A 26,165-nucleotide genomic window follows, 5' to 3' on the forward strand; every position below is an offset into this window, starting at 1 on the left:
GCCTCATCGACCCCAGCGACCTCACCCGCTACATCATGAGCACGACATCAACCGAGGGGTGACGCGATATGCGCAACTAATTCATCGACGATCCCCGACGGGCACTCAGAGGGCGGAATGAGATATTATGTCTGTTCTGTCGTCGCCGGAACGTGTGGCCTTGATGAACTGCCGCCGGTCACGGGGCGGCTGGCGTGTTGAGGTGGGTGCGTGAGTGACCGCAAGCCCTACAAGAGCGACCTATCCGACGAACGCTGGGCGCTGGTCGAGCCGGTGATCACCTCGTGGAAGACCCAGCACCCCTCCGTCAGTGGACACAAGGGCCGCTACGCGATGCGGGAGATCGTCAACGCGCTGCTTTACCAGTGTCGGACCGGCTGCCAGTGGGACTACCTCCCGCACGACCTATCGCCTGCCGGAGCGGCGAAGTACTACTTCTACACATGGCGCGACGACGGCACCGACCAGGTCATTCACGACCTGCTGCGCTGGCAGGTCCGCGAGAAGAGGGGTCGATCAGCCGACCCCAGCCTGGTGGTGTTGGACACGCAGAGCCTGCACGCCGCGGCCGGGGTGCCCGCGGAGACGACGGGGCGGGATGCGACGAAGAAGGTACCGGGACGCAAGCGGGGACTTGCTGTGGACGTGCTGGGTCTGGTGGTCGCCGTGGTGGTGCTGGCTGCCTCCGTCCACGACAACGCCTTCGGCACCGCCCTGCTCGACAAGGTCGCCGCCTGTACTGCCGGCACCGTGACGAAGGCCCTGGTGGATCAGGGGTTCAAGAGGACCGTCGTGGACCACGGCAAGCAGGTGGGCATCGAGGTCGAGATCGTCGAGCGCAACCCGGCCGATGCCGGGTTCGTCCCACAGCCGATCCGGTGGCGGGTGGAGCAGACGAACGGGATCTTGATGCTGCACCGGCGACTGGTGCGCGACTACGAGCACCGCCCCACCTCGGCCGAGTCCCGGGTCTACTGGGCGATAAGCGACGTGATAACCCGTCGGCTGACGGGCAGCGTGGCCCCCTCCTGGCATGGCGGATGACCGGTGAGGAACTGACCCTGGGTGCGGTGCTGGTACGACTGGAGGAGCGCGAGCGGGAGATCGCCGCGCAGGCCGAGCAGATCACGCAGCTCACCGCTGTGCTGGATTTGGGTCTCTGTCCGGAGATCTCGGGGCGCCTCAGAAAGCAGGCGCCCAGTCGCCCCTCGGGTCGGTGGTCTGACCCACCTCGATCAGGTGGCCGTCGGGATCGCGGATGTAGCAGCGGATCTCGTACTCGTGCTGTTTCGGCGGTGTCAGGAATTGGGCGCCCCGTGCGCTCCACTCCGCGTACAAGGCATGGACGTCCTTGACCCGGATATTGAGGAAACTGCTGACCCGGTCGGGATCGCGTGGCGTGGCCAGGGTGACCGACGGCTTGTCGTCGGTCGGGCCTCCGCCGACATTGATGATGATCCAGCTGTTGGCCAGGGCGACATAGGTCAGCCCTCCGGGGCCGGAGTAGGCCACCCGGCCGCCGAGTACTTCGGTGTAGAAGCGCCGAGAGCGCTCGACATCGTCCGAGACGATGAAGTGGGCCAGCACAATTCCCTCTGGCGGTGGGGGGAGCTCGGCCATCTGGTACCTCCGTACGTTGGTTTCATAGCCCGTTGACCGCGAGGCCTGCAGGCGGCGGCGCCATGAGCGGGATTCAACGTTGTTCCAGCATTCCCTCGAAGAAGCCAATAACTCACAGCATCACCCTCCTGGCAGATGCGCGGGCTGTCGCCGCAAGTCACCGAACGCCGGCACTGGCAGGGAGCCGCTCGGCCAGGATCGCGTTGTGCGGCGCCTTCAGAAGGCGGGTAACGGCTGGCGGACCTCGCGCACCCGTCGTGGCTGCGGGCGGCCGGTCCCTCGCGGACGAGGAAGGTCGGTCCGGCGGCAAGGTTGTACGTGCCGATCGTCACCGCGGAGATGACTTACCGATACGGCCCGGACTGGACCGGACCGGACCTCGGTGCCCGAATACCGCTCGCCCGGTACAACCGTGCCGCTCGCCGTCACCGCGGATCGCGGACTACAGTTGCCGCGAGAACACGGAAGCCCTGCTCAGCAACCAGAAAGCGCTGCTCGTGCCGACGCCGTAGGCGAGGTGGGCGGTCAGATCATCACCCAGCGTCTTCGCATCGTAGGTCCAGATGGGTTTGTAGAGTCCCGCGATCGGAAGTACCACGTATCCGCCGAGCCACACGAGCGCGCCGTACGGGAGCCCGTAGAGGACGTGGGGCTTGCGCAGCGAGGCGCTGACAATGCCGTAGAAGGCAGCGTTGCCTACTCCGTAGGCCCAGTGCATGAACGTGCTGACGGGGAACGCCGCGCTGTCCGGCAGCTCGCGCTGGGTGAAGGCCTCGGCCAGGCGCTTGGCGACCTGGCCGGGATCCGGCGCCTCCTGCCAGCTGCAAACCGGGGCGAACTCCCAGTGCAGGGCGTTGTGTTCGCCGCCGGCTCGTCGCTGGCGCAGGAACCGCACGGTGTCCATGCAGACGGTGCCGATCACTCCCGCCGCCAGACCCGCACCGACGGCGCCGAGCGGAGTCAGCTGCTTGCGCGTGCGCATGGGTCGATCACTCCCGATCCCGGTTCTTTCAGAAGCCGGCGCTCTGGCCGCCGTCGACGTGCAGGATCTCGCCGGTGACGAACGAGGCCTGTTCGAGGTACATGACCGCCTCGACGACGTCCTCGATCTCGCCCATCCGCCCGAGCGGGTGCAGCGCGGCGAGCGTGCCGCCCGGGTCGTCCGGGTGCAGCGGAGTGCGGATGACGCCGAGTGAGACGGCGTTGGCGCGGATCCGGCGCGCCGCGTATTCGATGGCCAGTTCCTTCGTCGCCGCGGCCAGGCCGCCTTTGGTCAGCGAGGTGAGCGCCGCGGGTATGCGTGCGTTGGCGCGGTCGACCAGCGACGTCGACACGCACAGGACGTGCCCGCCATCGCCGCCGGCGAGCATCGCGGGGATGGCGCTGCGCGTGACGTCGAAGAAGCCGCGCAGGTTGACGCCGGTCACCAGGTCGTAGTCGGCGTCGGTGTAAGTCGGTAAACGGTTTCTCCATGTAGACGCCGGCGTTGTTCACCAGCGTGTCGATCCGACCGAAGCGATCCAGCGCCTGCTCGACGATCTGTGCACCGGTACCGGGACGGCTCACGTCGCCGGGCACGGCGAGTACGTCCGGATCGTGCGACGAGGGGATGGACCGGGCGGTCGCGACGACGGCGTACCCGCGCGTTCGGTACGCGTCGGCGATGGCCGCGCCGATGCCTTGTGAAGCACCGGTGACGATGGCCACCTTCTTTTCCGAGCTCATGGGTAGGTCCAAGCTGAGGTGCTCACGCTGGAAGTCTCCGGCTCACGGCGGACCACGCACGACGACTGCGCCCACCGGCTCCCACCCTACGTCCGGCCGAGCCCCGGCGCCGCGTGGAGCTCATCGGGTACGGCCGGCGGCCGACCGTACGACGCCGGAGGCACCGCCCTGCCGAGCGTGGGAGGAGCACAGGTCATGGCCGCTCTGATCGCCGTGAACGTCGGCACGCCGAGGGGCGTCCCCTGGCACGGCAGGACCACCCGCAGCGGCATCTGGAGGCACCCCGTCGCCGGGCCCGTGATGGCGCGCCGGCTCGACCTGGACGGCGACGGCCAAGGTGACCTCGCCGGGCATGGCGGCGAGAAGCGCGCCGTGCTGGTCCACCCAGTCGGCGTCGTGACCGGATGCGTCCGTGGCCGAGGGCACCACCGCCGACGGCGCGAGACGAGTCCGAGTCCGCCGACGGAGCCCCGGGTTGCGTGCGGTCGGCGCAGCTGCCTAGCGTGGTTGTGATGGGGAGGGAGAGATCACCGGTGGGGCGAGTCGGTTGCGTGGGGCATCCCGCCGAAACCACTCCTGGCATGCGCCCGAAAGGGGATTTCTGCCATGGCAAAGGTGCTCTTCATCGTCAGCGGAGCCACCTACTGGGTGTTGAAGGACGGCACGCGGCACGCGACCGGCTACTGGGCCGAGGAATTCGCGAACCCGTACAAGATCCTCACGGACGCCGGTCACGACGTCGTCGTCGCAACGCCGAATGGTGTGACTCCGACCGTCGACATGATGAGCCTGCGTCCCGAGATGGTCGGCGGAAACGACAGCGCCCTGGAGCTGGAGGCCGTCATCCGTTCCGCGGAGGTGATGCGTCGACCGCTGCAGCTGTCAGACGTGCGCCTGGAGGACTACGACGCGCTCTACCTTCCGGGCGGTCACGGTCCGATGGCAGACCTGGCGTGGGACGCCGACGTGGGGCGGCTGCTGACCCAGCAGTTGGCCTCGGGCAACCCGCTGTTCATCGTATGTCACGGTCCCGCCGCGATGCTGGCCACCAGGATCCACGGCGAATCGCCGTTCAAGGGCCACAACATCACCTGCTTCACCGACGAGGAGGAGGATGGCGTCGGACTGGCCGCCAAGGCACCATGGCTGCTGGAGACCGACGTGAAGGCGAAGGTCGGGGTCAAGTTCAGTCGTGGTCCGGTCTGGGAGCCCTACATGGTCGAGGACCGAAACCTGGTGACCGGACAGAACCCGGCCTCGGCCGCGGTCCTCGGGAACCGGATGCTGGAGATCCTCAAGTGACCCAAGGTTCCACAGTCACACGATCTGGCGACACCGAAACGGACATTAAGTCACGTACCGCCCTCTCAGGCCTACAGGCACAGCTCAGGCCGAGGAACGCACCCGGTTCCGCCGCAAGCGACCGACGAGCAGCATGGCCACCGCGGCCGCCGACACCACGGCCACCAGGCACGCGACGGCCGTCGCGTCACCCCACGCGGTGACGCAGGCGTGCGCCAGCAGCGGCGGGGACGCCAGGGCGATGGCCGCCGACTCGCGCCCGCCCCACGACTCGCCGCGCCAGGTCAGTACGACCCCGGCCGCGGCGAGGACGAGCAGCGGCCAGCACCCGTAATCGGTGCTGACCCACGGCATCGCGTGGGAATCGACGAGCGCCCGCGGCACGACCACGAGCGCGATCACGGCACCGGCCATGCCCGCCGGTCCCGCGCGGCCCGCGCGCCCGCGTTCCACCCGCCGGTCCGGCGGGCAGGCGAGCACCACGGCCGCCGACAGGACCGCCGCGACCGGGGCGGCCACCGGGTCGCCGAAGGCCGGCCCGCTGACCACCGCGGCCGCCGCGAAGGACAGCAGCCCGGCCACCGTGCACGGCACCCCCGCCCGCCACCGTCCGGCCAGGGCCGACGCCGCCCCCACGAAGACGAACAGGGACGACACGAGCAGCACACCCCACGCCCCCGACAGGTCCGCTCCGAGCCGCAGCCCCCACGGGGCCGGGGAGGCGACGAGGCTCGCGTACCAGCGCAGCAGGTGCAGGCCGCACCCGGCGGCAGCGGCGGCCAGGGCGAAGGGGTAGGCCAGGCCCAGCACCCGCGCGGCCCGGGCCGCCGGGCCCGCTCCCAGCCGCATCCGCAGCGCGTGCGCCGCCAGACCCGCGCCGTCGCGCAGCCGCGAGCCCAACGGCTCCCCCGCCGTCATCTCCCGGAAGGTCGCGGCGATCTCCTCGCCGTGCGCCTGCCGGTAGGCGGCGGGATACAGCCGCACCACATGGTCGATCACGTGGCGGACGGCGACGGCCGCGCGGCGGACAGTCGGCGATTGGCCTCCCTCGCCGTCTCGGCCAGCCGCTCGGCCTCCGCCGCCAGCCGCTCCCGTCCCGCCGGGGACAGGGTGAAGATCCGCCGGGCCCGGCCGTCGACGATCTCCTCGCGTTCGACCTCGATCATGCCGTCGGCCAGCAGACGGTCCAGGGCCCCGTACAGGGCACCCGTGCGCAGCGCGACACGGCCGCCGGTCATCGCCTTGACCTCCTGCGCGATGGCGTACCCGTGCCGTGGTGCGTCCGCGAGGGCTGTCATCACCATCACGGTCGGCTCTTGCATCACGCGCTCACTCACCCGACGAAGATAGTCACTCCGCCGGAGCATCTCAACGCGGCGGGCCGCGTCGCGGCCGCCGGGCGGCCCGGCACCACCCGGCGCCGCCCGGTTCGGCCCTCGGCGGCTCGCCCGTACCGACGCCACCCGCGCCGACGTCACCCCTGCCGCGCCGCCGCGCCGCTCACCCGCCGCCGGCCGCGCGCCGGTAGCTGCGACCGTCGCGGGTGCGGGTGAGCCGGCCGCTCTCCACCAGGTAGCGGCGCAGCGCCGAGCAGTCGTCGTGCACGGTGCGCAGGGCCTCGTTGACCTCCGGCTCGCCGTACTCCCGCGCCGGCTCGAAGAGGGCGGCGAGGTGGTCGAGCAGCGCGGCACGGGGACCCGCCTTGCGCGGGATCGCCGTCAGCCGGCCATCCCGGAACAGGGCGGCCAGCTGCGCGGGCGGCTCGGACATCGGTGACTCCTGTGCAGGTCGGCGGTCCTTCGGGTGCTTCGTCTCATGAGGCTGCCAGAGCGCGACGCCGCGAGTCATCCGGTTTTCCGCCGGCCGGGGGTTCCGTATCGGCAACGGCTGACCTCGTTTCAGGCGCGGAGTCCGCGACAGGCGCGATCGGTGACCGGCCGGTGTCCCGGACGGGTCGGCGTGAGGGAGGATGTCCGGCATGGCGACTTGAGGAGCACCGGCCGGACGGCACTGGCGAAAGGTCGCGACCTGGGGCACGGTTCCCGAGGGTGATCGACGCGTCTGTGCCGTCTGCGGAACGCCCGTCCGCTCGTATCACTACCGCTTCCACCCGTCCGGGTCCGCCTTGTTCGAGCGCTGCATCGGGTTCGTTTGGTGTTCGGGCTGCCGGGTCTACTCCAGCAACCTGGTTCACGTTCCCCGTCGGCAGATCCTGGTCGACCCTCTCGCTTCGCTTCCGTCCGAACAACGAGAACGACTTCTGCGTTCCGAGGTGCGCCTGATCGACTTCCTGGACCGTCGGCCCCGACGCGGCAGAGATCAGCAATCGAACGGTGGATCGTGAGCCCGTGGTCGCGTGCCGGGTTGCTGTCGAACCGAGTACCGCCTCGATGGGGTGGGCCCGGGCGGGCTTGCCGTCCCGAGCGAGTGGCCGACGTGAGCTGTCGACACCTTCCGAGCGGTCGACATCGAGAGCAGGTTGAACATGTTCAAATCCACTGCCATGATTGAGACCGTTCCAGCGGCAGCCGGCCCGTCCACACGCCGACGGCCAGGTACTTCGCTGTGCGCCGGACGGGAAGGAGAGCAACCGCACATGGACAGGGCAGCGATGCGCACGAGGAGGGCTCGCGGTACGCATGCGGCAGCATGGGTGCTGGTAGTGGCATCCTGCGTCGCAGCGGCACCGGGCTGCGGAATCCTCGGATCACGGCCGGACGAGGCCTTGATCAGCCAGAGCGACCTGGTCGGCGCCTGGACGAACGGCAGAGGCATGACGCTGCGGTTCGACGCCGACCACCACCTGACCTCCCGCACACCGACCGGTTCCTGCGATCTCGACGGAACCTGGCAGTTCTACGTCCGCGACTCCGACACCTCCAGCCACTCCGACCGGACCGCGACCGAGGGCTACGACGTATCCGTTCAGTTCCCCGGCACCGCCAGGCAGTCGTCCGGGTGCGTCATCAACCCGGGCGCCTTCAGGCAGGACGGCGAATACGTCCTGTGCCTCGTCGACGATCCCGACACCTTCTGTGCGGACGACGACCTCCTGCACAAGACCCCGGAGCCCGGCGCGCAGACAGCAAGCACACCGAACACCCCCGCCCACGCCGGCCCCTGACCGAGCCGCCGAGCCGCCGGCCCGGGCTCCGGCCAGGTGCCCACCATGTCCGGTCACGGAATTCGATCCGCTGCCCGAGAAGGCTCTGGCACGAGTTCTGTGGAGCCGTCACGACGTGTGCCGGTTCACGGCGGAGGAATCGGGCCCGGGAACGGCCCGCAGGCCCCTCGGCGAGGCCGGAGCCCGGAGGGGAGGTTCTGGTGGGCCCCGAGGAAGTAGTCCACTCCCTCCTCGAACAGAGCCGTCTCGACGACTGCCCGCAGCGGACCCTGGGCCTCGGTGGGAACCGGGTACACACCGGCCGTCATCCACTCGTCATCGCCGAGGTCGAACAGGCCCCTCACCCGGAGGAACTGCTCTCGCGTCACCGTGACGGACGAGCAGAGCCACTCATCGGGGCCGAATCCCTCCAGCACCCACCTGAGGTTGCGGCCGCCCTCGAACGGATAGTCCTCATTCATCGGCCGATCCTACGGCGCCCACGCCGTCGGCCGCCCGCCCCATCGAACTCGTGCGGCCCGGCGCACTACTCGCTGCCGGGCCGCACGAGCACCCGCTACCGGCCCGTGCGCCGCGCCGGACCCCGCGTCAGGGCCGGGTCCGGTGCGGTATGCCGAGTGGGCCGTGCGCCGTGGGTCAGCGCACGGTGACGGTGAACACGGGCGAGGCAGTGCTTCCGCTGATGATGCGCAGCTCGTTCAGGCCCTTGATGCCGAGCTTCACGCCGAGGGAGTAGGAGCCGGTGCTGGTCGTGGCGACGGAGGCGGGCAGGGTGACCCACGCGCCGTGCTGCTTCTGCTGCAGGGCCACCGTGCTTCCCGCCTTGAGGCCGGTGGTCGTACCGGTGACGCGGAACAGCTGCCACGCCTGGACGGTGGAGACCGACGGCTTGGCGGTGATGCCGGCCTGCGCGGTGGCGGCCGCGGGCTGGGAGACGGGCACGGGCTGGGAGACGGGGGCGGCCGCCATGGCGGTGCCCGCCACGGTGAGGGAGGCCGCGGCCAGGGTGGTCACGGCGGCCAGGCGCAGGGAGTTCCGCTTGGAGACGATCACGGTGTGTCCTTTCCAAGGTGGATCCGGCCCGAAGGCACGATCGGTGCGGCTCGGGCCCTGTCATCCGTGAAGACGTCCCGCGCCGCACTCGGGTTGTGGACGAAACGTCACCACCTTGTAACAGTAAGCGATTTCACGGGAAGTCGGACGGTCCGGCGGCTCGACCGCGCCGGTTCCGTCGGCAGCTCCGGCGGCCGGTCGTCGTCGCAGTCCTGCGGCCGGGGGATGCGACGGACTTCCCGCGCGCCGCAGGCGAGTTGGCTAGACTGCGGCGGGCCTGGCATGATCACCAATGAAGGGGCAGGGAATGAGCACCGACGAGAGCGTGGCGACGGCCGCCGAGTTCGGATCCGATGAATCGGCCGCCCTGCACATACGCCAGGACGTTCCGCACAGCGCCCGGATGTACGACTACTTCCTCGGCGGCAAGGACAACTTCGCGGTCGACCGCGAGGCGGCCGAACGCGTCCTGACCGTCTTCCCCACCATGCGCACCGCGGTCCACGCCAACCGCGCCTTCATGCACCGCGCCACCCGGGCGCTGGCCCGGCGCGGTCTGCGCCAGTGGCTGGACATCGGCACCGGCATCCCCACCTCGCCGAACCTCCACGAGGTCGCCCAGGCCGTGGAACCGGCGGCCCGCGTGGTCTACGCCGACAACGACCCCGTCGTCCTGGCCCACTCCCGCGCCCTGATGACCAGCACCCCCCAGGGCCGCACCGCCTACGTCCACGGCGATGTCCACGACCCGGCCGCCATCCTGGCCACTCCCCAGGTAGCGGCGACCCTCGACCTCACCCGGCCCGTGGTCCTGTCGATGGTGGCCCTGCTCCATTTCGTCCCGGACCTCGGCGACGCCCACGCCATCGTCAAGCACCTCCTGGACCCGCTGCCGTCCGGCTCCGCGCTCGTCCTCTCCCACGCCACGGCCGAACTCGACCCGTCCGGCGCCTCCAAGGTGCAGGAGATCTACAACCAGGCCGGCACCTCCCTGCGACTGCGCCACAAGGACGAGTTCGCCACCTTCTTCTCCGGCCTGGACCTCCTCGACCCCGGCATCGTCCCCGCCCACCGCTGGCACGGCGACGACACCGACGTCGCCACGGACGCTCTGCCCGCGACCGTCACCGACGCCCAGGTCTCCTTCTACGCGGCCGTCGCCATCAAGCCCTGATGCCCGCGGAGTCGGGAGCATGACGATCCGTGGCGTGAGCACCGGCAGGTGGTCACGCCACGGCCCCGGCCACGCGGACCTGGACGCGCCACGAGAACCGGGCGCGCCGCTCCGTCAGGGCCGGGCAACGCCCACTCGGGGCCGGGCAACGCGGTCAGGCCGAGCCCGGCGGCCGACTCGGTGTCAGCGCGGGCGGCCGCCCGAGCCAGCGGGCCGGGCGGCAGGAGCCGGTGTCGGCCGGACCGGTCCCTGCCGGGCACACCTGCGCCCGGGCGGAGGGGATCGATTTCTCGGGCTCCCGCCCTCGGGGAGGTAGGCGTATTCCACGATCGTGAGTTCCCGGCCCGTACAGGCCGCGGCCCCCAGCACCAGCACCGCCGCCACCCGCCCCGTCGCCCATGCCGTCCGTCCCACTGCGCCTCCCCCGCCGCGACCCGGAAGCGTCCGTGAACAGCAACAACCGGGCATCGAAGGCCAGTTGAATGGACGCGACCGTCACAGAGCGGGAACGGGGCACCTGACGTCCCACTCGGGGAGAGCTCCGACACAGGGGAACCGATCACCGAGTGCGCTCCGGGGGGCGGCCCACCCCCGGGGGTGTCAGTGGCCTCACCTATCCTCTTGATCATGAGCCGCACCACCCCGCCCCGCCCGGTCGACGTGACCGCGCACTTCCCCGAACTCGCGCCGATGGCCCGCACCGTCGTACGACTTCACCCCCGTGCCGGCGAACCGACCGCGGCGGAGAGTTCGATCGGCGGGCCCCTGCTCTGGCCCGGGCGGGAGCCGTGGCCCACCTGCCCGGAGCACGGTGGCCCCTCGCAGTTCGGCGCCACCCCCGAGGACGTACGGCTGAAACGCCGGATCATCGCCGAGATGTGGCGCCGGCAAGACACCGGCGGGGGCGACCCGCTGAGCCCGGAGGAGCGCGCGACGGTGGAGCGCGTCCACCGGGGCTCGGAGATCGCCCAGAGCGGACCGGTCCCGATGGTGCCGGTGGCCCAGCTGTACGCCGCCGACGTCCCCGGTCTGCCGTGCCCGGACGGCACCGACCTGCTGCAGGTGCTCTGGTGCCCGTTCGACCACGACGACGAGGACTGCCTGCCCCGTACCGAACTGCGCTGGCGGGCCGCCGCCGAGGTGACCGACCCGCTCGACACGGCCCCGCAGCCATCGGTGATCGGCAACGAGGAATACCTCCCCTCGGCGTGCGTCCTGCACCCCGAGACGGCCACCGAGTACCCGGCCCCGCACGAACTGCCGAAGGAACTGAGGGAACGGATCCACGCGTGGGAGGACCGGCACGACCTCGTCTACCAGTACGACCTCGCCGTCGCCCCGGGCTGCAAGGCGGGCGGCCACGCCCCGTGGAGCTTCTCCGACCCGGGCCACCCGATGGCCTGTGCCGAGTGCGGCTCCGCCCTGCGCCCGCTGCTGACCCTCAACGGCAACGAGTGGGACGGCGGCAGCGGAAGCTGGCGACCGGAGGAGGAGTCCGGCTACACCGGCCCGCACTCCCTCGGCCCGGCCACTGCCACCCAGCTCGGCATCGGCCGCAGCGGAAGCCTTCAGGTGTACGTGTGCACGACCTCCTCCGAGCACCCGCACCTGCAGAACAACCAGTGACACGCGCTGTGCGGCAAGCCCGGACGGCCCGGCGGCCGGTCGCGGCCGGATCGGACGGCTCGAAGAGGCAACCGGATCCCCGGCGGCACCCGGGTTCGGTTCCAGCGGACCCGGACGACCACGCTGATCAGGGCGCTGTGCCAGAGGTAGGGGCGATCCTGACAGTGGCGGTGACGTAGCGGGATCGTCACCCTGTCCCTGCCGGGTGGGAGACCCTGGGCCCGTGTTTCGCCGCACAGCCCTCGTCGGTGAGGATTGTCGGCGTGGACAGAGTCCGAACGCCAGGGCCCGGTCCGGTGCTCACCGGACCGGGCCCCGACGTCTGCCCGCACTGCCGCTGTCAGCGCAGCGATTCCGCGAACTCCACCAGCAGCTTGTTGACCGCCTCCGGCTCGTCCACGTGGGCCGGGTGCCCCGCCCCCGGCACGACGGCGGCCCGGGCGAGCGGGCTGAGGGCAGCGGTGGCGTGCGCGTGCTCGGCGGGCCAGAACTGGCTCTGCTCCCCCGCGACGATCAGCGCGGGGACGGTGATCCGGGAGACGACGTCCCGCCAGTCCTGGCACGCGTGGTCGAACATCAGCGGGAAGGTGTCCGGCGTGATGTCCCGTACCGCGCCCCTGCCCCCGGCCGCACGGATCTTCGCGTCGACCTCCTCCTCGCTCTGCCAGGCCCGGCCGCGCCCGGTGCCGAGGACGTTCACGGGATCGAGGAAGAAGGTCCCGAGGTTCTCCATCGTCAGCCCGTAGAAGCCGTGGTCCCAGCCCGGTTCGTTGACCATCTTCGGGCTCTGGTCGATCGAGACGATCCCGGCCAGCCGCTCGCACCCGAAGAGGCTCGCGTACGCCCAGGCGTGGCTGGCGCCCATCGACTGGCCGACCAGCAGCACGCCGTCCAGGTCCAGGTGCGCCAGCAGCTCCTGCACGTCCTTGCCGCCGCGCGACATCCGCAGATCGTGCGGCGGCCGGTCCGAGCCGCCCGCCCAGCGGCGGTCCGGCGAGACCACCCGGCCCCCGGCCCCGCGCAGCGCGCCCCACTGCAGCGCCCAGTCGTCGGCGGGCTGCCCGTAGCCCGAGACCAGGACGACCGGACGGCCCTCGCCCTCGTCGTAGTAGTGCAACGTGACGTCGTCCGTTGTGACAAAGCGCGGCATGGGCCGACCTCCGGATCGTGTGGGGAACAGGGACGGAAGCGTCCCGCGCCCGACCGTAGACGCTGTGCGTTCGTCGGCGGCGACAGTTTTCGACACCCGACTCCTGGCCCGCCCGCCATGCACCGCGACCGGGTGCCGCAGCACGCGACCACCCCGTTGACCGCGCGCCCGCGAATTTTGGACTAGACCAATGCCGATCCGGTCAACTCCTTCACACCTTCTCCATCCACCCCGCTCCTCCTCGTAGCGTGTCCACGCCTCGCACAACGCGCGGCCACCGTCCGGGGAGAGATCTGTGAACTCGCTTACGGTCAAGGCTCGTTGGACCATCGCCCTCGCGGCGTCCACTGCACTCCTGTGCGCCGTTCCGGCCGGCGCCGGCGCCGCCACCGCCGGCACAGCCGACACCGCCGTCGGGTGGCGGGCGTTCGGCATCGCCGTCAGTGCCGACGGCAACCGCGCCTACGTCACCGCCGAGGACCACGTCGGCGCCGACCACCCCGGCTTCCTGCGCACCATCGACACCCGCACCGGCACGGTCCTGGCCCAGACCCCGCTCAGCCAGGACGGCCCCCTCGGCCGGCCCGCCCTCAGCCCCGACGGCAACCGGATCTACGTCCTCGCCGCCGACCACCTGCTCACCGTCGACCTCGCCACCGGCACCGTGCTCTCCCGCACGCCCGTCGACGGCCCGCGCGCGATCGCCGTCAGCGCCGACGGGTCCCGGGTGTTCGTCACCCAGCAGGGTTCCTCCGGCCCCGGCCGGGTGCTGGTCTTCGACATCGTCACCCGCTCCTTCACCGGCGCCGTCACGCTCGGCGACCCGGACGTCGACGGGATCGCCCTCCACAACGGCGGCGCCGCCGCCTACGTCGCCACCGGCGCGGGCGTCGTCCGCCTCGACCTGACCACTCCCGTCCCGACCGTCACCGGCACCGTCCAGCCGCTCGCCGCCGCGACCGAGGTCACCGCCTCCCGCGAGGGCACCCGCCTCTACGCCCTCGGCAGCCGCTCCGCCCAGGGCTCCGGCTACGAGCTGAACCCCTTCACCGACACCTCCCGCACCGCCTTCACCCTCGGCGGCCCGGCCACCTCCGCCGACACCCACCTGGTGTCGGTCTCCCCGGACGGCAGCCGCCTGTTCGTCCTCAAGGACGGCTGGAAGCCCTCCGCCACCGTCCTGGTCTACGACACCGCCACCAACACCGCCCTCCCCGACGCCAACCTCACCGGCTTCGGCCTCGACGGCGTGGGCGCCACCGCCCTCGGCCCCGACGGGCACACCCTCTACCTGGCCGGTTCGCGCGGCGAGACCAGCTACCTGAAGGCCGTCGTCCTCTGACCGTCCGACGGGCGGGTGTGCGGGCCCTGCGCCGCCCGCACACCGGCCCGTTCACGCCCGCCCGTTCACGCCCGCCGATGTCGGTGCCCCCCGCTACGGTCCTCCCCATGAACACCGAATCCGCCACCCGGTACGAGCCGTTGCCCGGACGGGTCGGCCACGTCGCCGCCGTCGAGTCGCTCACGCTCAACGGGCGCCGCCACTTCTTCGGCTTCGACCACCGCATCGACCTGGTCGTCTCGCCCCTCATCGAGGACCCGGACGCCATGGCCGCGTTCGCCGCCGCCCACCTGCTCCAGACCGACGGCCCCCACGATCCGGCGTACTGGGCCGTACTGGTCGCCGACGCCGTCGACGGCTCCGACCTGGTCGGCGACAACGCCGACCGGACGTTCACCACCGACGGCCTGCGCACCGAGCTCCCGGAGCCGGGCGGCCATCTGCTCTACCTCCTCGACGCCGTCACCGACCTCGACGTGGCGACCGGCCTGCCCGCCGACGTCGACCGGGCCTGCGGGCGCCTGGGCCACGCCGGACCGCAGGACGACGACTTCACCGACACCGTCGACCACTGCCTGGAGACCGTCATCGCCCACGGCCCGCTTCACCGTCCCGACGAGTGGACGGTCGTCCGCGGCCATCTCACCGCCGCGATCGCCGCCCTCCCCGGCAACTGGGGCCTGCTGTTCGGCCCCCTCGCCGAGGGCCTGGCCCGCACCGACTGAGCCACCGCACCGACTGAGTCACCACCCCGGGCGCCCGCCAGCACACCGCCCCGCCGCTGGAGCCGGTCCCCCGGGATACGGCCTCGTTGAGTTCCGTCGGGTGATCTCAGAGCGCGGGTTCCGCATCGGCCGGTCGATTGCTCGCATAGTCGGACCGTCATACCCGCCGATGACGGGACGGTCCGACGATGCGATTTACGTGCCGAGAGTTTCTCACCGCCGCCACCGCCCTGCTGCTCGCCCTCACGGGGTGCGGGGCACCGCAGGCCCGGCAGACCGCGCCGTCGCCGCTGCGCGATCCAGGCACCGCGGCCACGCCGACCCCGCCGGGGCCACGGGCGTTCACCCTGGTCGCGACGGGGGACGTCCTGCCGCACACCGAGATCATCCGGCAGGCCGCGGAGGACGCCGGGGGCAACGGCTACGACTTCACCCCGATGCTCGCCGGCGTCAAGCCGGTCATCAGTGCCGCCGATCTCGCCATCTGCCACATGGAGACGGTCTACGGCCCCGACGGTGGGCCCTTCACCGGCTACCCGTCGTTCAAGTCGCCCCCGCAGATCGCCCGGGCGCTCAAGGACGCCGGATACAGCTCCTGCGACACCGCCTCCAACCACACACTCGACGACGGACCCGCCGGCATCCGGCGCACGCTCGACGCCATGGACGCCGTCGGCCTCAAACACACGGGCTCCGCCCGCGGCGCCGACGAGGCGGGCAGCCCCGCGCTGCTCACGGCAGGCGGCGCCACGGTGGCCCAGCTCGCCTACACCTACGGCACCAACGGCATCCCGCTGCCGCAGGGGCAGCCCTGGGCGGTCAACCTCATCGACCGGGAGCGGATCCTCACCGACGCCAGGACCGTCCGGGAGCAGGGGGCGGACATCGTCGTGGTCAGCCTCCACTGGGGCACCGAGTGGCAGGACGCCCCGAACGACCAGCAGCTCGCACTCGCCCGCGACCTGGCCGCCGAGCAGAGCCCCGGCCGGCCCGACATCGATCTGATCCTCGGCACCCACGCCCACATCCCGCAGGCGTACGAGAAGATCGGCGACACCTGGACGGTCTACGGCCTGGGCGACCAGCTCGCCGGACACATGTTCAACTACACCGGCGCCGAGGACCCGCGCGGAAACTGGAGCTCGATCGCCCGGTTCACCTTCTCGCCGCCCGCCCGGCCCGGGCAACGATGGGCCGTCGCCAAGGCCGAGTTCGTCCCGCAGCTGACGGACCTCGGTCCGCCCTACCGGGTCCTCGACCTGACCGAGGCCGTCCACCACGCCCCCGGCCGCGGCGACTACGCCCGGGCCCTGGAGCACATCCGGACGGTCGTGCTGAGCCGCGGCGGCGCCTCGGCAGGACTGACCTCGGCCTCCTGAGCGGACGGCACCCGAACAGTCCTGCACCCACGGACGACACCCGAACAGTTCTGCGTGCACGGACGGCACCGGAACCGTCCGACGCGCACCGCTCCCGGTGTCACGCCAACAGCGCCTCGAACCGGTACTCGGGCGCGGTCAGGGGCTGCTCGGACCAGATGACCTTGCCCCGGGCCGTGTACCTGGTGCCCCACCGCTCGGCCAGCTGCGCCACCAGGAACAGGCCCCGGCCGCCCTCGTCCGTGGTGGCGGCGTAGCGCAGGTGGGGGGCGGTACTGCTGCCGTCGGAGACCTCGCAGACCAGGCTGCTGTCCTTCAGCAGCCGCACCCGGATCGGCTCGGCGCCGTAGCGGATGGCATTGGTGATCAGCTCGCTGAGGATCAGCTCGGCCGTGAAGGTCAGCTCCTCCAGTCCCCAGGCCGTCAGCCGCTCGACGCACTCGTTGCGGACGCGGGACACGGCGGCGAAGTCGAGCGGCACGTCCCAGACGGCCACCCGGTCCGGATCGAGCAGCCGGGTGCGCGCGACGAGGAGGGCGATGTCGTCGCTGCGCCGCGGTGGGACCAGCGCGTCGAACACCGCCCGGCAGGTGTCCTCCGGGGACCGGTGGTCCTGGGCGCCGGTCAGCGACCGGCGCAGCTCGTCGAGCCCGGTGCCCAGGTCGCGGTCGCGGTTCTCGACCAGCCCGTCGGTGTAGAGGACGAGCGCGGTTCCGGGTTCCAGCCGCAGCTCGGTGGTCTCGAAGGGCAGTCCGCCCACGCCGAGCGGCGGGCCGGCCGGCAGGTCGGCGAACTCCACACCGCCGTCGGGGTGGACCAGCGCGGGCGGAGGGTGCCCCGCCCGCGCCATGCTGCACTGGCCGGAGACCGGATCGTAGATCGCGTACAGGCAGGTCGCCCCGGTGACGGGCGCGTTCCTGCCCTCCTCCGCCGCCCCGGTCTCGCCGTCCTGGTCGAGTCGGGTGACCAGCTCGTCGAGGCGGGCGATCAGTTCGTCCGGGGGCAGGTCGAGGGCGGAGAAGTTGAGCACGGCGGTGCGCAGCCGGCCCATGGTGGCGGCGGCGTGCAGGCCGTGGCCGACGACGTCGCCGACGACCAGGGCCACCCGGAAGCCGGGCAGCGGGATGACGTCGAACCAGTCCCCGCCGACCCCGCGCAGCGCGGGCAGGTAGCGGTAGGCCACCTCCATGGCGCTCTGCTCGGGCAGCCCCCGGGGCAGCAGGCTGCGCTGCAGGGTCTCGGCCATCCTGTGCTCACGGGTGTAGCGGCGGGCGTTGTCCACGCAGATCGCCGTGCGGGCCACCAGTTCCTCGACGACCGAGAGGTCCTCGTCGTCGAACGGCGCGGATTCACCGGCCCGCCAGAAGTTGACCGTGCCCAGGGTCAGGCCGCGCGCCCGCAGCGGCGAGGTGATCAGCGAGTGCGTCCCGTACGGGAGCACCAGGTCGGCGGCCTCCGGGGCGTCCGCCCGCCGGGCCTGCTCATGGCGCAGGTCGTCGGCCAGCGCGGCGGGCCCGGTCTTCAGGACGGTCTCGTGCGGGGCGCCGGGGAGCGGGCTGAGCTCCGTGCCCACGGGCATGAACGGCCAGTCCTCGCCGCGGCCACCGGTGGCCGCGCGGTGGAGTCGCGGGCTGTGCTCGATGCCGAGGTCCGGGTACAGCTCCTCGCCGCGCAGCACGGGCTCGGCGAGGTCGACCGTCGTGAAGTCCGCGAACCGCGGAACGACCACGTCGGCCAGCTCCTGCGCGGTCCTTGTCACGTCCAGGGTGGTGCCGACGCGCAGCCCCGCGTCGTAGAGCAGCTGCAGCCGGGCCCGGGCCGCCTCGGCCTGCCCGGCCAGCGCCCGCAGGTCGGTGGTGTCCCGGACAGTCGCGACACTGCCGGACCCGCCGCCGTACGGTGCGGTAGGGCGGTTGTTGACGGCGAGCAGCCGGTCCCCGGCCCGGTGCACCTCGTCGGTCGCGGTGCGCCCGGAGGCCAGCAGCCCGGCCAGTCCTGGGTCGAGCCCGAGTTCGTCGACCGGCCGCCCTTCCATCCGGGGCGGCAGCTCCAGCAGTCGCCGGGCCTCGTCGTTCGCCAGCAGGACCCGTCCGTCCCCGCCGACGATCAGCACGCCCTCACGGACCGCGTGCAGCACCGCGTCGTGGTGCTCGTACATCCGCGTCATCTCGGCCGGGCCCAGGCCGTGCGTCTGGCGCCGCAGCCGCCGCCGCACCAGCAGCGCCCCGCCCATGCCGACGGCGAGCGCGACCGCCGCGCCGCCGAACAGCAGCGGCAGCTGCCGGGTCACCGCCGTGCCCACGTGCGCGACGGTGATTCCGACCCCGACCGCTCCGGCGAGCGAGCCGTCCGGTCGGGTGACCGGCGCTCCGGACTCCACCACCCGCCCGACGGGCGTCTCGAAGCTGTCGGTGGTCGGCCCCATGAGGGAGCGCGCGAACGGGCCGATCACATGCTTCCCGATCAGTTCGGGGGTCTGGGCCGTGTAGCGGATCCCCTCCGGGTTGGCGAACACGACGTAGTCGAAGCCGCCCTGCATCACGATCTTGTCGGCCAGCGGCTGCAGCACCGCGGTCGGATCGGGGCCGTCCATCGCGCTCACCACACCGGGGGCCTGCGCCAGGGCGACGGCCGCGGCACGGGTACGGCCCGCGGCCACGCCCGTGGCGTAGCTCCGGGCCTGCAGGACGAGCGTCGTCAGCGCGGCTCCGACCAGCAGCGCCACCACGACCAGCAGACACACGAACACCTGGCCGGCGACGCTGCGCACCCGCAGCCGCGAGCGCAGGCCGCCCCGGGGCGGCCGCTCCTGCCCGGGTCCGCGCGGGTCCGCACCCGCGGCGTCATGGCCGTCCGCTGCGCGCATCGGCCCGGATCAGCTTTCGACGCGGTCGTTCATGCCGGTCTCCCGTCGTCCGACGGCTGAGAGGAGTTCCGAGGCAGTGGCACCATCCTCGGCCGGACGCCGCCTCGGCTTTCAGCCTAGTACCGGGCCCTCGGCCGTGCCTCCACAGCCGCCGTGACCGGGGGCCGTGCGGGCGCGGGGCGCCGTCTCCGTGCCCCTTCCCGCCAATCATGACGTTCGCCCGGTGCGAGGCGCCCTGCGAGGCCTTCCGCCCGCTGCCCGGCGAGGGGTCGAACGGTGGCCCGGGCCGCCGCCCGCGGTGGTCCGAAGCGGTGGAGGGCAGGCACCTCTCACCTGTCCGCGCGGGAACGCGGCCGGCACCGCCGTCGGCTACGTCGCCGCCGACGGTTCCATCACCCTCGCCCACCTGTCCTCCGCGGGCCTGTGGCAGAGCACCGAGGCGATCAGTGCCACCGGTGTCGGCGCGGCGGCAGGGGCAGGAAGCCGCTGGTGCGCGCGGCGTAGTCGGCCCACCCGGGCCGCTGCGCGCCCATCTGCCGCTCCAGCACCGGTTTGCCGCTGCCGAACGCGAGGAGCCAGGTCATCACGACCGGGCTGAGGACGAAGGCCCAGCCGACCGGGGTGTCGGCGCCGAGCAGGAACAGGCCCCACCAGACACAGGCATCGCCGAAGTAGTTCGGGTGGCGCGTCCAGCGCCACAGGCCCTGCTCCATGATCCGGCCGCGGTTGGTGGGGTCGGCCTTGAAACGGGCGAGCTGCCAGTCCCCCACCGCCTCGAAGAACAGGCCGACCGCCCACAGCGCGGTGCCCGCCCAGGCGAGCACGCCGGGCGGGTGGGGGACGTACTGCGCGGCCTGGACCGGCAGGGACACGAACCACACGAGGGCGGCCTGGAGCAGGTAGACCATGCGCAGCGCGTACCGGGTGCGGGGCGGGCCTTCGGGGGCACGGGAGAGCATCCGCGCGTAGCGCGGGTCCTCGGGCGCGCCCCGGGAACGCCACCAGATGTGGGCCGACAGCCGCAGACCCCAGACGGTGACGAGCACAGCGGCCAGCAGGCGGCGTCCGGGGTCGCCGTGGCCGTCGGACAGTGCGTAGCCGCTGAGCGCAACGGCGGTGAAGGCGAGTCCCCAGGCGACGTCCACGCCGCGGTGGCGCCCGGTGCGCACCCCGACGGCGAACGCGGCGAGCAGGACGGCGAGCGCGACGGCGGCGTTCACCGCCAGACCGAGGGCGAAGGCAGTGGCGTTCACGGCCGTGTCCCGTACCCGCGGGCCGGCCGGGCGGCGGGCCGGGCGTGGATGGCGCGGGCGTGCTGCTCGCGCGTCCCTTCACGCCGGACGACCTCGAACCCGGTGTCCTCGACCGGGGCTGCGGCGTTCATGCCGTCGTCTCCTCGCGGGTGAGCAGCACCTGCTGGATGTCGAGGTAGCCGGTGCGGAACCCGGCCTCGGAGTGGGCGAGGTAGAGCTCCCACATGCGCCGGAACACCTCGTCGAAGCCGAGGGCCGCAACCTGTGCCGAGCGTTCGGTGAAGCGTTCGCGCCACAGGCGCAGGGTCTCCGCATAGTGCGGCCCGTAGGCGTCGGCGCCGGTCACCCGGAGCCGGGTGTGGCGGGCGGCCGTCTCCTCGATCGCCCGCAGGGACGGAATGAGGCCGCCGGGGAAGACGTACTTGAGGATCCAGGTGTAGGTGCTGCTGCTGGCCAGCATCCGGTCGTGCGGCATGGTGATCGCCTGGAGCGCGACCCGCCCGCCGGGCGCCAGGACCCGGTCGAGGACGGCGAAGTACTCCTGCCAGAAGGGCCGCCCCACGGCCTCGATCATCTCCACGCTGACCACGGCGTCGTACTCGCCCCCGGCGGCGCGGTAGTCGCACAGCCGGACCTCCGCCCGGCCTGCCTGCCCGGCGTCGGCGATCCTCCGACGGGCGAGGACGAACTGTTCCTCGGAGAGGGTCAGGCTGACGACGCGGGCACCGCGGGCCGCGGCGCGCAGGGCGAGTTCGCCCCACCCGGTGCCGATCTCCAGCAGCCGGGTGCCGGCACCGACCCGGGCCAGGTCGAGCAGCCGGTCGATCTTGCGGCGCTGCGCATCGGGCAGGCCGCCCCACGTCGCGACGGGTCCGTGGCCGGGCCCGGTCGGGAAGAGGGCGGAGGAGTAGGTCATCGTCGAATCGAGGAACAGGGCGAACAGGTCGTTGGACAGGTCGTAGTGCCGTTGGACGTTGCGCCGCGCGTTCGCCGCGGTGGACAGTTCCTCCCCGGGTGGACGCCTGACGTAGAACCGGCGCAGCCACTGCGCACCGGCCGGCACCAGGGTTTCCGGGGCGGTGGCCAGCTCGGTGAGGAGGGCCACCAGGTCGGGGGTGTCCCAGTCACCGGCCTGGTAGGACTCGCCGAAGCCGATCAGACCGCTCTCACCGACGCGGTGGAGGAAGGCCCGCGGTCGGTTCAGCCGGAGAACGGGGGCGCCGGCCGGGGCCGGCCGCAGGGTTCGGCCGCCGGGAAGTTCGACGCGCAGGCCGCGCCGCGAAGCGATCCGGCGCAGCAGGCGTTCGGCGACGGCCGCGCGCAGCGGCGCGTTCGGCACCCGGGCGACGTCCGGCCAGCGGGCGGGGTCGACGACGGGCGCCGGCCGTGTCGGGGGAAGCGTGGTGGTCATGGGGTGGGCACCTCTTCGGTGGGCGCGGCGGGCCGGGACGGGCCGGTGGTCGGACGTGGGTGGACGGGCAGTCCGCCGAGCCACAGGCGGATGCCCCGGTAGCGGATGTGCAGGCTGACGGCCCAGGTGGCGAACGGGTGGGTGAGCGCGGCGCGCAGCAGCACAACGGGGCCGGCCGGTCGCCCGGTGCCGCGGACGGTGGCGGTGAAGGCGGGACCGCCCCGGCGTTCCAGGCGGACGGCCAGGTGGAGCCTCCGGCCCGGCTCCGGCAGGACCATCCGGTAGCGGCCGTCGACGGGGAAGAAGGGGGAGACGCGGAAGTCCTTCGGGGTCTCGCCGCGGCCTTCGGGGTCGGGAGGCAGCAGGTAGCGGTGCCGGCCGCCGTAGGTGTTGTGAACCTCGGCGACCGTGCACAGCGGCCGGCCCTTCTCGTCGCGGCACCAGTACACCGTCAGCGGGTTGAACACGTACCCGAGGGAGCGGGCCTGGGTCAGCATCAGCACCTGCCCGTCGCCGAGCCGGACGCCGCGGCCCGCGAGGTAGCCCTCCAGGTCCTGGCGGATCGTCAGCGTCTCGTCGGCCGGGTCCAGGGCGTGGTCGTGCGGCAGGAACCGGGCCAGCGGCCGCAGTGGCCGTGGAAGGGCCGGCAGGCGGTCGAGGTTCACCAGCCACAGGTATCCGCGGTGCCGGAACGGCCGTCTCCGGGGTGTGGTGCGCACGTGGGTGGTGAGGGTGTCGTAGAGGACGGCACCCCACGGGCCGGGCAGGGTGGTCACGGGGCGCCCACCCCCAACAGGGTGCGTGCCGCCTCGACACCGGAGCGGCAACCGTCCTCGTGGAAGCCCCAGCCGTGGTAGGCACCGGCGAACGCGGTGCGGGCCGTGGTGAGTTCGGGCAGTCGGCGCTGCGCGGCGACCGTGCGCGCGGTGTACAATGGGTGCTCGTAGACGGTGCGGGAGACCACGAGTTCCTCGGGGATCGGCCGCTGCCGGTCCCCGTTGAGCGTGACCAGGTAGTCCTCCACGGTGTCCAACCGCAGCAGCCGGTTGAGGTGGTAACTGACCCGCACCTGGTCGGAGGCCGCGGTGCAGTCCGGCATCCGGTAGTTCCACGACCCGCGCGCCGACCGCGCGACGGGCAGGACCGACGGGTCACGGTGCAGCACCGTCGGATTGCGCGAGTACGTGAAGGACCCGAGGACTTCGAGTTCGGTGTCGGTCGGGTCCGCGAGCAGTTGCAGCGCCTGGTCGGCGTGGGTGGCGACGACCACGGCGTCGGCCTCGGTGCGGTGTCCGTTCCCCGAGACCACGGTCACGCCGTCGGGGTGCCGGCGTACCGCTCGTACAGGAGTGGAGCGGTGGACGGCGGTCAGCCGCTCGGCGATCTTCTCGACGTAGGTGCGCGAGCCGCCGAGGACGGTGCGCCAGGTCGGCGATCCGGTCACGGAGAGCATGCCGTGGTTGTCGAGGAACGCGAACAGGTAGCGAGCGGGGTAGTCGCCCGCGAGGTCGGGGGAGCACGACCACACGGCGGAGACCACGGGGGTCGTGAAGTGGCTCACGAAGTACGGCGAGAACTCCTCGGCGGCGAGGAAGTCACGCAGGGTCGGGTCACCCGCTTCCGGGTCGGCCAGCAGGCGGCGGGCGAGCCGGTGGAAACGCGGCACTTCGGCGAGCATGCGCAGGTATCGGCCGCGGACCAGGGCGTCGGGTCTGGCGAACAGACCGACCGGTCCCTTCGCGCCCGCGTACTCCAGGCCGCACCCGTCGCAGCGCACGGACATGGTCATCTCGCTGTCCTGGGTGCGGATGCCGAGTTCGCCGAACAGCCGCACCAGATGGGGGTAGGTCCGCTCGTTGTGGACCAGGAACCCGGTGTCCAGCGCCAGTTCCCGGCCGTCCGGTGCGGTCGCCGCCTGGGTGTGGGCGTGGCCGCCCAGGCGCCCGTCGGCCTCGAACAGCTCGACCTCCACCCCGGCCCGGGACAGCTCGTACGCCGCGGTGAGTCCGGCGACGCCGGATCCCACCACCGCCACCCTGCGCGGTCGCGCACCGCCGTCCGCGGCGGCGGCCCGGGTGGCGGAGACGGTGCCAAACATGGTCACGAGAAGTCCCTCCCGACGGGGCCGGAACGCGGCCCGCATTGTCGTTGCACCGGATCTTCGGAACCGGATCCGACTCGGATTGGTTGCCTCCGGCGACCGGGCACGGTGCGGATCGGGGCCGGTGATCGGGCTTCGGTCGGGGAGCGCCTGTTCGGGGAGGTCGACGGCGCCCCCGTGCGGGCGGAGCGGTCCGTGCTACCGGGACACCGGCCGGCCGGGACCGTCGGCGGCCGCTCCGGCAGCGGCGTCCGCGCCGGCATCGACGAGATCGGCGCCGGGCCTGCCGGGCCACCAGAAACGGTGACCGGTGAGCAGGACGAGCGCGGGGACGAGAACGGTGCGGACCAGCAGGGTGTCGAGGAGGACACCGATGCCGACGATGACTCCGATCTGGGTGAGCGTGATCAGCGGTAGGACGCCCAGGACGGCGAAGACGGCGGCGAGCAGGATTCCCGCGCTGGTGATGACGCCACCGGTGGACGCGAGGGCGCGAAGGACCGCACGGCGAGTGTCGTGTCCGGCGACGGTGTCCTCGCGGGTGCGGGCGATGAGGAAGATGTTGTAGTCGACGCCGAGTGCGACGAGGAACAGGAAGGAGAGCAGGGGGACGTTGGTGTCCACGGCCGGGAAGTCGTAGACGGTGCGGAAGAGCAGCCGGCCGGCGCCGAGCGCGGCGAAGTAGGACGTGATGACGGTTGCGACCAGGAGTACGGGGGCGATCAGGGCACGCAGGAGGGCGATGAGGACGAGGAGGACGATGGCCAGGACGAGCGGCACGACGACGCGGGTGTCGTGGGCGTTCGCCCGGGCGGTGTCGTAGGTCTCCGCTGTGGCTCCGCCGATCCCCGCTTCAGCGCCGGAGACCCGCGCGACGCGCGTGCGCAGGGCCTGGATCGCCCGGTCGGACTCCTTGGTTCCCGGTGCGGCGGTGAGGACGACGTCGGCGCGGGCGTAGCGGTCGGTGCGGGCGGTGGGGGTGACGGAGGCGACGCCCGGCACCCGGCGGGCGGCGTCGGCGACGGCATCGCCGGTCGCGGCGGTGGACACGAGGGTGAGCGGGTCGGCGGCACCGGCCGGTTGGACGGCGGCGAGGGTGCGCTGGCCGAGGACGGCCTCCGGGGTGGTGCGGAAGGAGTCGGCCTGCGCGAGGCCGGTGCGCAGGCCGAGGGTGCCGGAGGCGAGCAGGAGCAGGACGGCGGTGCCGGCGACGGCGACCTGGGCGGGGCGAGCGGCGACGGCCGTTCCGACGCGCGACCACAGGCCGTGGCGGTCGGCGGTGACCGGGCCGCCGACGGTGGGCACGAACGGCCAGAAGACCCGGCGTCCCGGCAGGACGAGGGCGGCGGGCAGGACGACGAGGCCGAACAGCATGGCGGTGAGGATGCCGACGGCGCCGGCGAAGCCCAGGCCGCGGTTGCCCGTCAGTTCGGCGGCCAGCAGGGTGAGCAGGCTCAGCACGACGGTGGTGCCACTGGCCAGTACCGCAGGGGCGGTGCCTCGCCAGGCCCGGGCCATGGCGGTGAAGCGGTCGTGGGTGAGGTGGAGTTCGTCGCGGTAGCGGGAGACGAGCAGCAGGGCGTAGTCGGTGCCCGCGCCGAAGACCAGGACGGACAGGATGCCGGCGGCCGAGGCGTCGACCTGGACGCCCGCGTGCGGGGCGAGGACGCCGACCAGGACGCCCGCCAGGCGGTCACCGGCGCCGACGACCAGCAACGGGACGAACAGCAGGATCGGGCTGCGGTAGGTGATGAGCAGCAGGACGGCCACGACCGAGGCAGTGGCGATGAGGAGGTTCGTGTCGGCGCCTTCGAACACCTTGCCGATGTCGGCGCGGATGGCGGGCGGGCCGGTCACTTGCGCGCGCAGGGGCTCGGGCAGGTTCTCGGAGGCGGTACGGCGGATCCGGTCGACGGCGGCACTGTTCTCCGTGTCGCCCGCGCCGGATGGAAGCAGGACGGCGATGCTGACGACCTTGTCCTGGACGGTATCGGGCCGAGCCGCGGCGGGGGCCGTTCCCAGGGCGGCGAGCGGTGCGACGCGCTCGGCGATGACGGCCTGCTGGTGCGGGGTGAGCACGCTGCCGTCGCTGTTGCTGTAGACGACGACCGCCGGGACCACCGCGCCGGAGGGGAACGTCCTGACGATCTCGGCGACGCGCGCGGACTGCGAGGAACTGGGCAGCCCGGTGCCGGTGGCCTTGGTGGTGGTGGCACCGGCGGGTCCGAACGCGAAGGCCGCGCCCAAGCCGACGAGGGTGAGGAGAAGGACCAGCCAGGCCATCGCGCGGGGCCGCTTCGGCCGTCCCGGGCCC

Annotated in this window: 23 protein-coding genes and 1 pseudogene; 8 read left to right on the forward strand and 16 right to left on the reverse strand. The window is 72.3% G+C overall.

The features are described from left to right. Positions 1-210: 210 nt before the first annotated feature. Positions 211-1,044 (forward strand): IS5 family transposase, encoded by an 834-nt coding sequence (locus ACWGJO_RS29425; RefSeq protein WP_452188292.1) that lies wholly within the window; start codon positions 211-213, stop codon positions 1,042-1,044. 138 nt (positions 1,045-1,182) lie between these two features. Here the strand turns inward: ACWGJO_RS29425 and ACWGJO_RS29430 are convergent, their stop codons facing one another. The 3 genes and pseudogenes from ACWGJO_RS29430 to ACWGJO_RS29440 all read right to left on the reverse strand — a co-directional run bounded on the left by ACWGJO_RS29430 (position 1,183) and on the right by ACWGJO_RS29440 (position 3,345). Further along, positions 1,183-1,620, reverse strand: coding sequence for a VOC family protein (locus ACWGJO_RS29430; RefSeq protein ID WP_452188294.1), 438 nt, complete (start codon positions 1,618-1,620; stop codon positions 1,183-1,185). A gap of 442 nt (positions 1,621-2,062) precedes the next feature. Further along, positions 2,063-2,602: a hypothetical protein gene (locus ACWGJO_RS29435; RefSeq protein WP_452188296.1), complete on the reverse strand. Its 540-nt coding sequence runs from the start codon at positions 2,600-2,602 to the stop codon at positions 2,063-2,065. 28 nt (positions 2,603-2,630) lie between these two features. After that, positions 2,631-3,345: pseudogene (locus ACWGJO_RS29440) on the reverse strand (SDR family NAD(P)-dependent oxidoreductase). Between the two features lie 606 nt (positions 3,346-3,951). Between ACWGJO_RS29440 and ACWGJO_RS29445 the strand changes: the two are divergent. Continuing rightward, positions 3,952-4,647 carry a type 1 glutamine amidotransferase domain-containing protein gene (locus ACWGJO_RS29445; RefSeq protein ID WP_452188298.1) on the forward strand — a complete coding sequence of 232 codons (696 nt, stop codon included), beginning with the start codon at positions 3,952-3,954 and terminating at the stop codon, positions 4,645-4,647. A gap of 84 nt (positions 4,648-4,731) precedes the next feature. Here the strand turns inward: ACWGJO_RS29445 and ACWGJO_RS29450 are convergent, their stop codons facing one another. The 3 genes from ACWGJO_RS29450 to ACWGJO_RS29460 form a co-directional block, all read right to left on the reverse strand. Beyond that, a complete protein-coding gene (locus ACWGJO_RS29450) occupies positions 4,732-5,646 on the reverse strand; it encodes a hypothetical protein (RefSeq protein ID WP_452188299.1) in 915 nt (304 codons plus the stop codon). Next, the gene (locus tag ACWGJO_RS29455; RefSeq protein ID WP_452188301.1) at positions 5,643-5,969 is read right to left on the reverse strand and encodes a PadR family transcriptional regulator; all 327 of its coding nucleotides are present in this window, start codon (positions 5,967-5,969) and stop codon (positions 5,643-5,645) included. The genes ACWGJO_RS29450 and ACWGJO_RS29455 overlap by 4 nt, the downstream gene beginning before the upstream one ends. 178 nt (positions 5,970-6,147) lie before the next feature. Next, complete coding sequence (locus tag ACWGJO_RS29460; protein WP_452188303.1) at positions 6,148-6,417, reverse strand: DUF2087 domain-containing protein; 270 nt, start codon at positions 6,415-6,417, stop codon at positions 6,148-6,150. Between the two features lie 955 nt (positions 6,418-7,372). Here ACWGJO_RS29460 and ACWGJO_RS29465 point away from each other — a divergent pair. Continuing rightward, a complete protein-coding gene (locus ACWGJO_RS29465; RefSeq protein ID WP_452188305.1) occupies positions 7,373-7,771 on the forward strand; it encodes a hypothetical protein in 399 nt (132 codons plus the stop codon). Between the two features lie 125 nt (positions 7,772-7,896). Here the strand turns inward: ACWGJO_RS29465 and ACWGJO_RS29470 are convergent, their stop codons facing one another. Both ACWGJO_RS29470 and ACWGJO_RS29475 read right to left on the reverse strand, forming a co-directional pair. Then, positions 7,897-8,232, reverse strand: a complete 336-nt coding sequence (locus ACWGJO_RS29470; RefSeq protein ID WP_452188307.1) for a hypothetical protein — start codon at positions 8,230-8,232, stop codon at positions 7,897-7,899. Positions 8,233-8,407: 175 nt separating this feature from the next. Continuing rightward, entirely contained in the window at positions 8,408-8,824 is a 417-nt protein-coding gene (locus ACWGJO_RS29475) for a hypothetical protein (RefSeq protein ID WP_452188309.1), read from the reverse strand. A gap of 307 nt (positions 8,825-9,131) precedes the next feature. Here ACWGJO_RS29475 and ACWGJO_RS29480 point away from each other — a divergent pair, with 307 nt between their 5' ends. Both ACWGJO_RS29480 and ACWGJO_RS29485 read left to right on the forward strand, forming a co-directional pair. Continuing rightward, positions 9,132-9,998 carry an SAM-dependent methyltransferase gene (locus ACWGJO_RS29480; RefSeq protein WP_452188311.1) on the forward strand — a complete coding sequence of 289 codons (867 nt, stop codon included), beginning with the start codon at positions 9,132-9,134 and terminating at the stop codon, positions 9,996-9,998. A gap of 627 nt (positions 9,999-10,625) precedes the next feature. Beyond that, positions 10,626-11,624, forward strand: coding sequence for a hypothetical protein (locus ACWGJO_RS29485; protein WP_452188312.1), 999 nt, complete (start codon positions 10,626-10,628; stop codon positions 11,622-11,624). Positions 11,625-11,964: 340 nt separating this feature from the next. On the opposite strand, the gene ACWGJO_RS29490 is transcribed toward ACWGJO_RS29485, so the two are convergent. After that, positions 11,965-12,774, reverse strand: a complete 810-nt coding sequence (locus tag ACWGJO_RS29490) for an alpha/beta fold hydrolase (protein ID WP_452188313.1) — start codon at positions 12,772-12,774, stop codon at positions 11,965-11,967. Positions 12,775-13,069: 295 nt separating this feature from the next. Between ACWGJO_RS29490 and ACWGJO_RS29495 the strand changes: the two genes are divergently transcribed. The 3 genes from ACWGJO_RS29495 to ACWGJO_RS29505 all read left to right on the forward strand — a co-directional run bounded on the left by ACWGJO_RS29495 (position 13,070) and on the right by ACWGJO_RS29505 (position 16,220). After that, positions 13,070-14,116: a hypothetical protein gene (locus tag ACWGJO_RS29495; protein ID WP_452188315.1), complete on the forward strand. Its 1,047-nt coding sequence runs from the start codon at positions 13,070-13,072 to the stop codon at positions 14,114-14,116. A gap of 107 nt (positions 14,117-14,223) precedes the next feature. Next, a complete protein-coding gene (locus ACWGJO_RS29500; RefSeq protein WP_452188317.1) occupies positions 14,224-14,841 on the forward strand; it encodes a hypothetical protein in 618 nt (205 codons plus the stop codon). 188 nt (positions 14,842-15,029) lie between these two features. Next, complete coding sequence (locus ACWGJO_RS29505; protein WP_452188319.1) at positions 15,030-16,220, forward strand: CapA family protein; 1,191 nt, start codon at positions 15,030-15,032, stop codon at positions 16,218-16,220. Between the two features lie 100 nt (positions 16,221-16,320). Here ACWGJO_RS29505 and ACWGJO_RS29510 read toward each other — a convergent pair whose 3' ends face one another. The 7 genes from ACWGJO_RS29510 to ACWGJO_RS29540 form a co-directional block, all read right to left on the reverse strand. Next, the gene (locus ACWGJO_RS29510) at positions 16,321-19,086 is read right to left on the reverse strand and encodes a SpoIIE family protein phosphatase (RefSeq protein WP_452188320.1); all 2,766 of its coding nucleotides are present in this window, start codon (positions 19,084-19,086) and stop codon (positions 16,321-16,323) included. A gap of 443 nt (positions 19,087-19,529) precedes the next feature. Then, positions 19,530-20,339 (reverse strand): DUF1295 domain-containing protein, encoded by an 810-nt coding sequence (locus ACWGJO_RS29515; RefSeq protein WP_452188323.1) that lies wholly within the window; start codon positions 20,337-20,339, stop codon positions 19,530-19,532. Beyond that, positions 20,336-20,470 (reverse strand): hypothetical protein, encoded by a 135-nt coding sequence (locus ACWGJO_RS29520; RefSeq protein ID WP_452188324.1) that lies wholly within the window; start codon positions 20,468-20,470, stop codon positions 20,336-20,338. The genes ACWGJO_RS29515 and ACWGJO_RS29520 overlap by 4 nt, the downstream gene beginning before the upstream one ends. Then, positions 20,467-21,750, reverse strand: a complete 1,284-nt coding sequence (locus tag ACWGJO_RS29525; protein ID WP_452188326.1) for a class I SAM-dependent methyltransferase — start codon at positions 21,748-21,750, stop codon at positions 20,467-20,469. The genes ACWGJO_RS29520 and ACWGJO_RS29525 overlap by 4 nt, the downstream gene beginning before the upstream one ends. Then, complete coding sequence (locus ACWGJO_RS29530; protein WP_452188328.1) at positions 21,747-22,526, reverse strand: DUF1365 domain-containing protein; 780 nt, start codon at positions 22,524-22,526, stop codon at positions 21,747-21,749. The genes ACWGJO_RS29525 and ACWGJO_RS29530 overlap by 4 nt, the downstream gene beginning before the upstream one ends. Continuing rightward, entirely contained in the window at positions 22,523-23,848 is a 1,326-nt protein-coding gene (locus tag ACWGJO_RS29535; protein WP_452188348.1) for an NAD(P)/FAD-dependent oxidoreductase, read from the reverse strand. The genes ACWGJO_RS29530 and ACWGJO_RS29535 overlap by 4 nt, the downstream gene beginning before the upstream one ends. A gap of 201 nt (positions 23,849-24,049) precedes the next feature. Continuing rightward, positions 24,050-26,134, reverse strand: coding sequence for an MMPL family transporter (locus ACWGJO_RS29540; RefSeq protein WP_452188330.1), 2,085 nt, complete (start codon positions 26,132-26,134; stop codon positions 24,050-24,052). Between the last annotated feature and the right edge of the window lie 31 nt (positions 26,135-26,165).

The organism is Kitasatospora sp. NPDC054795, from assembly GCF_053611565.1.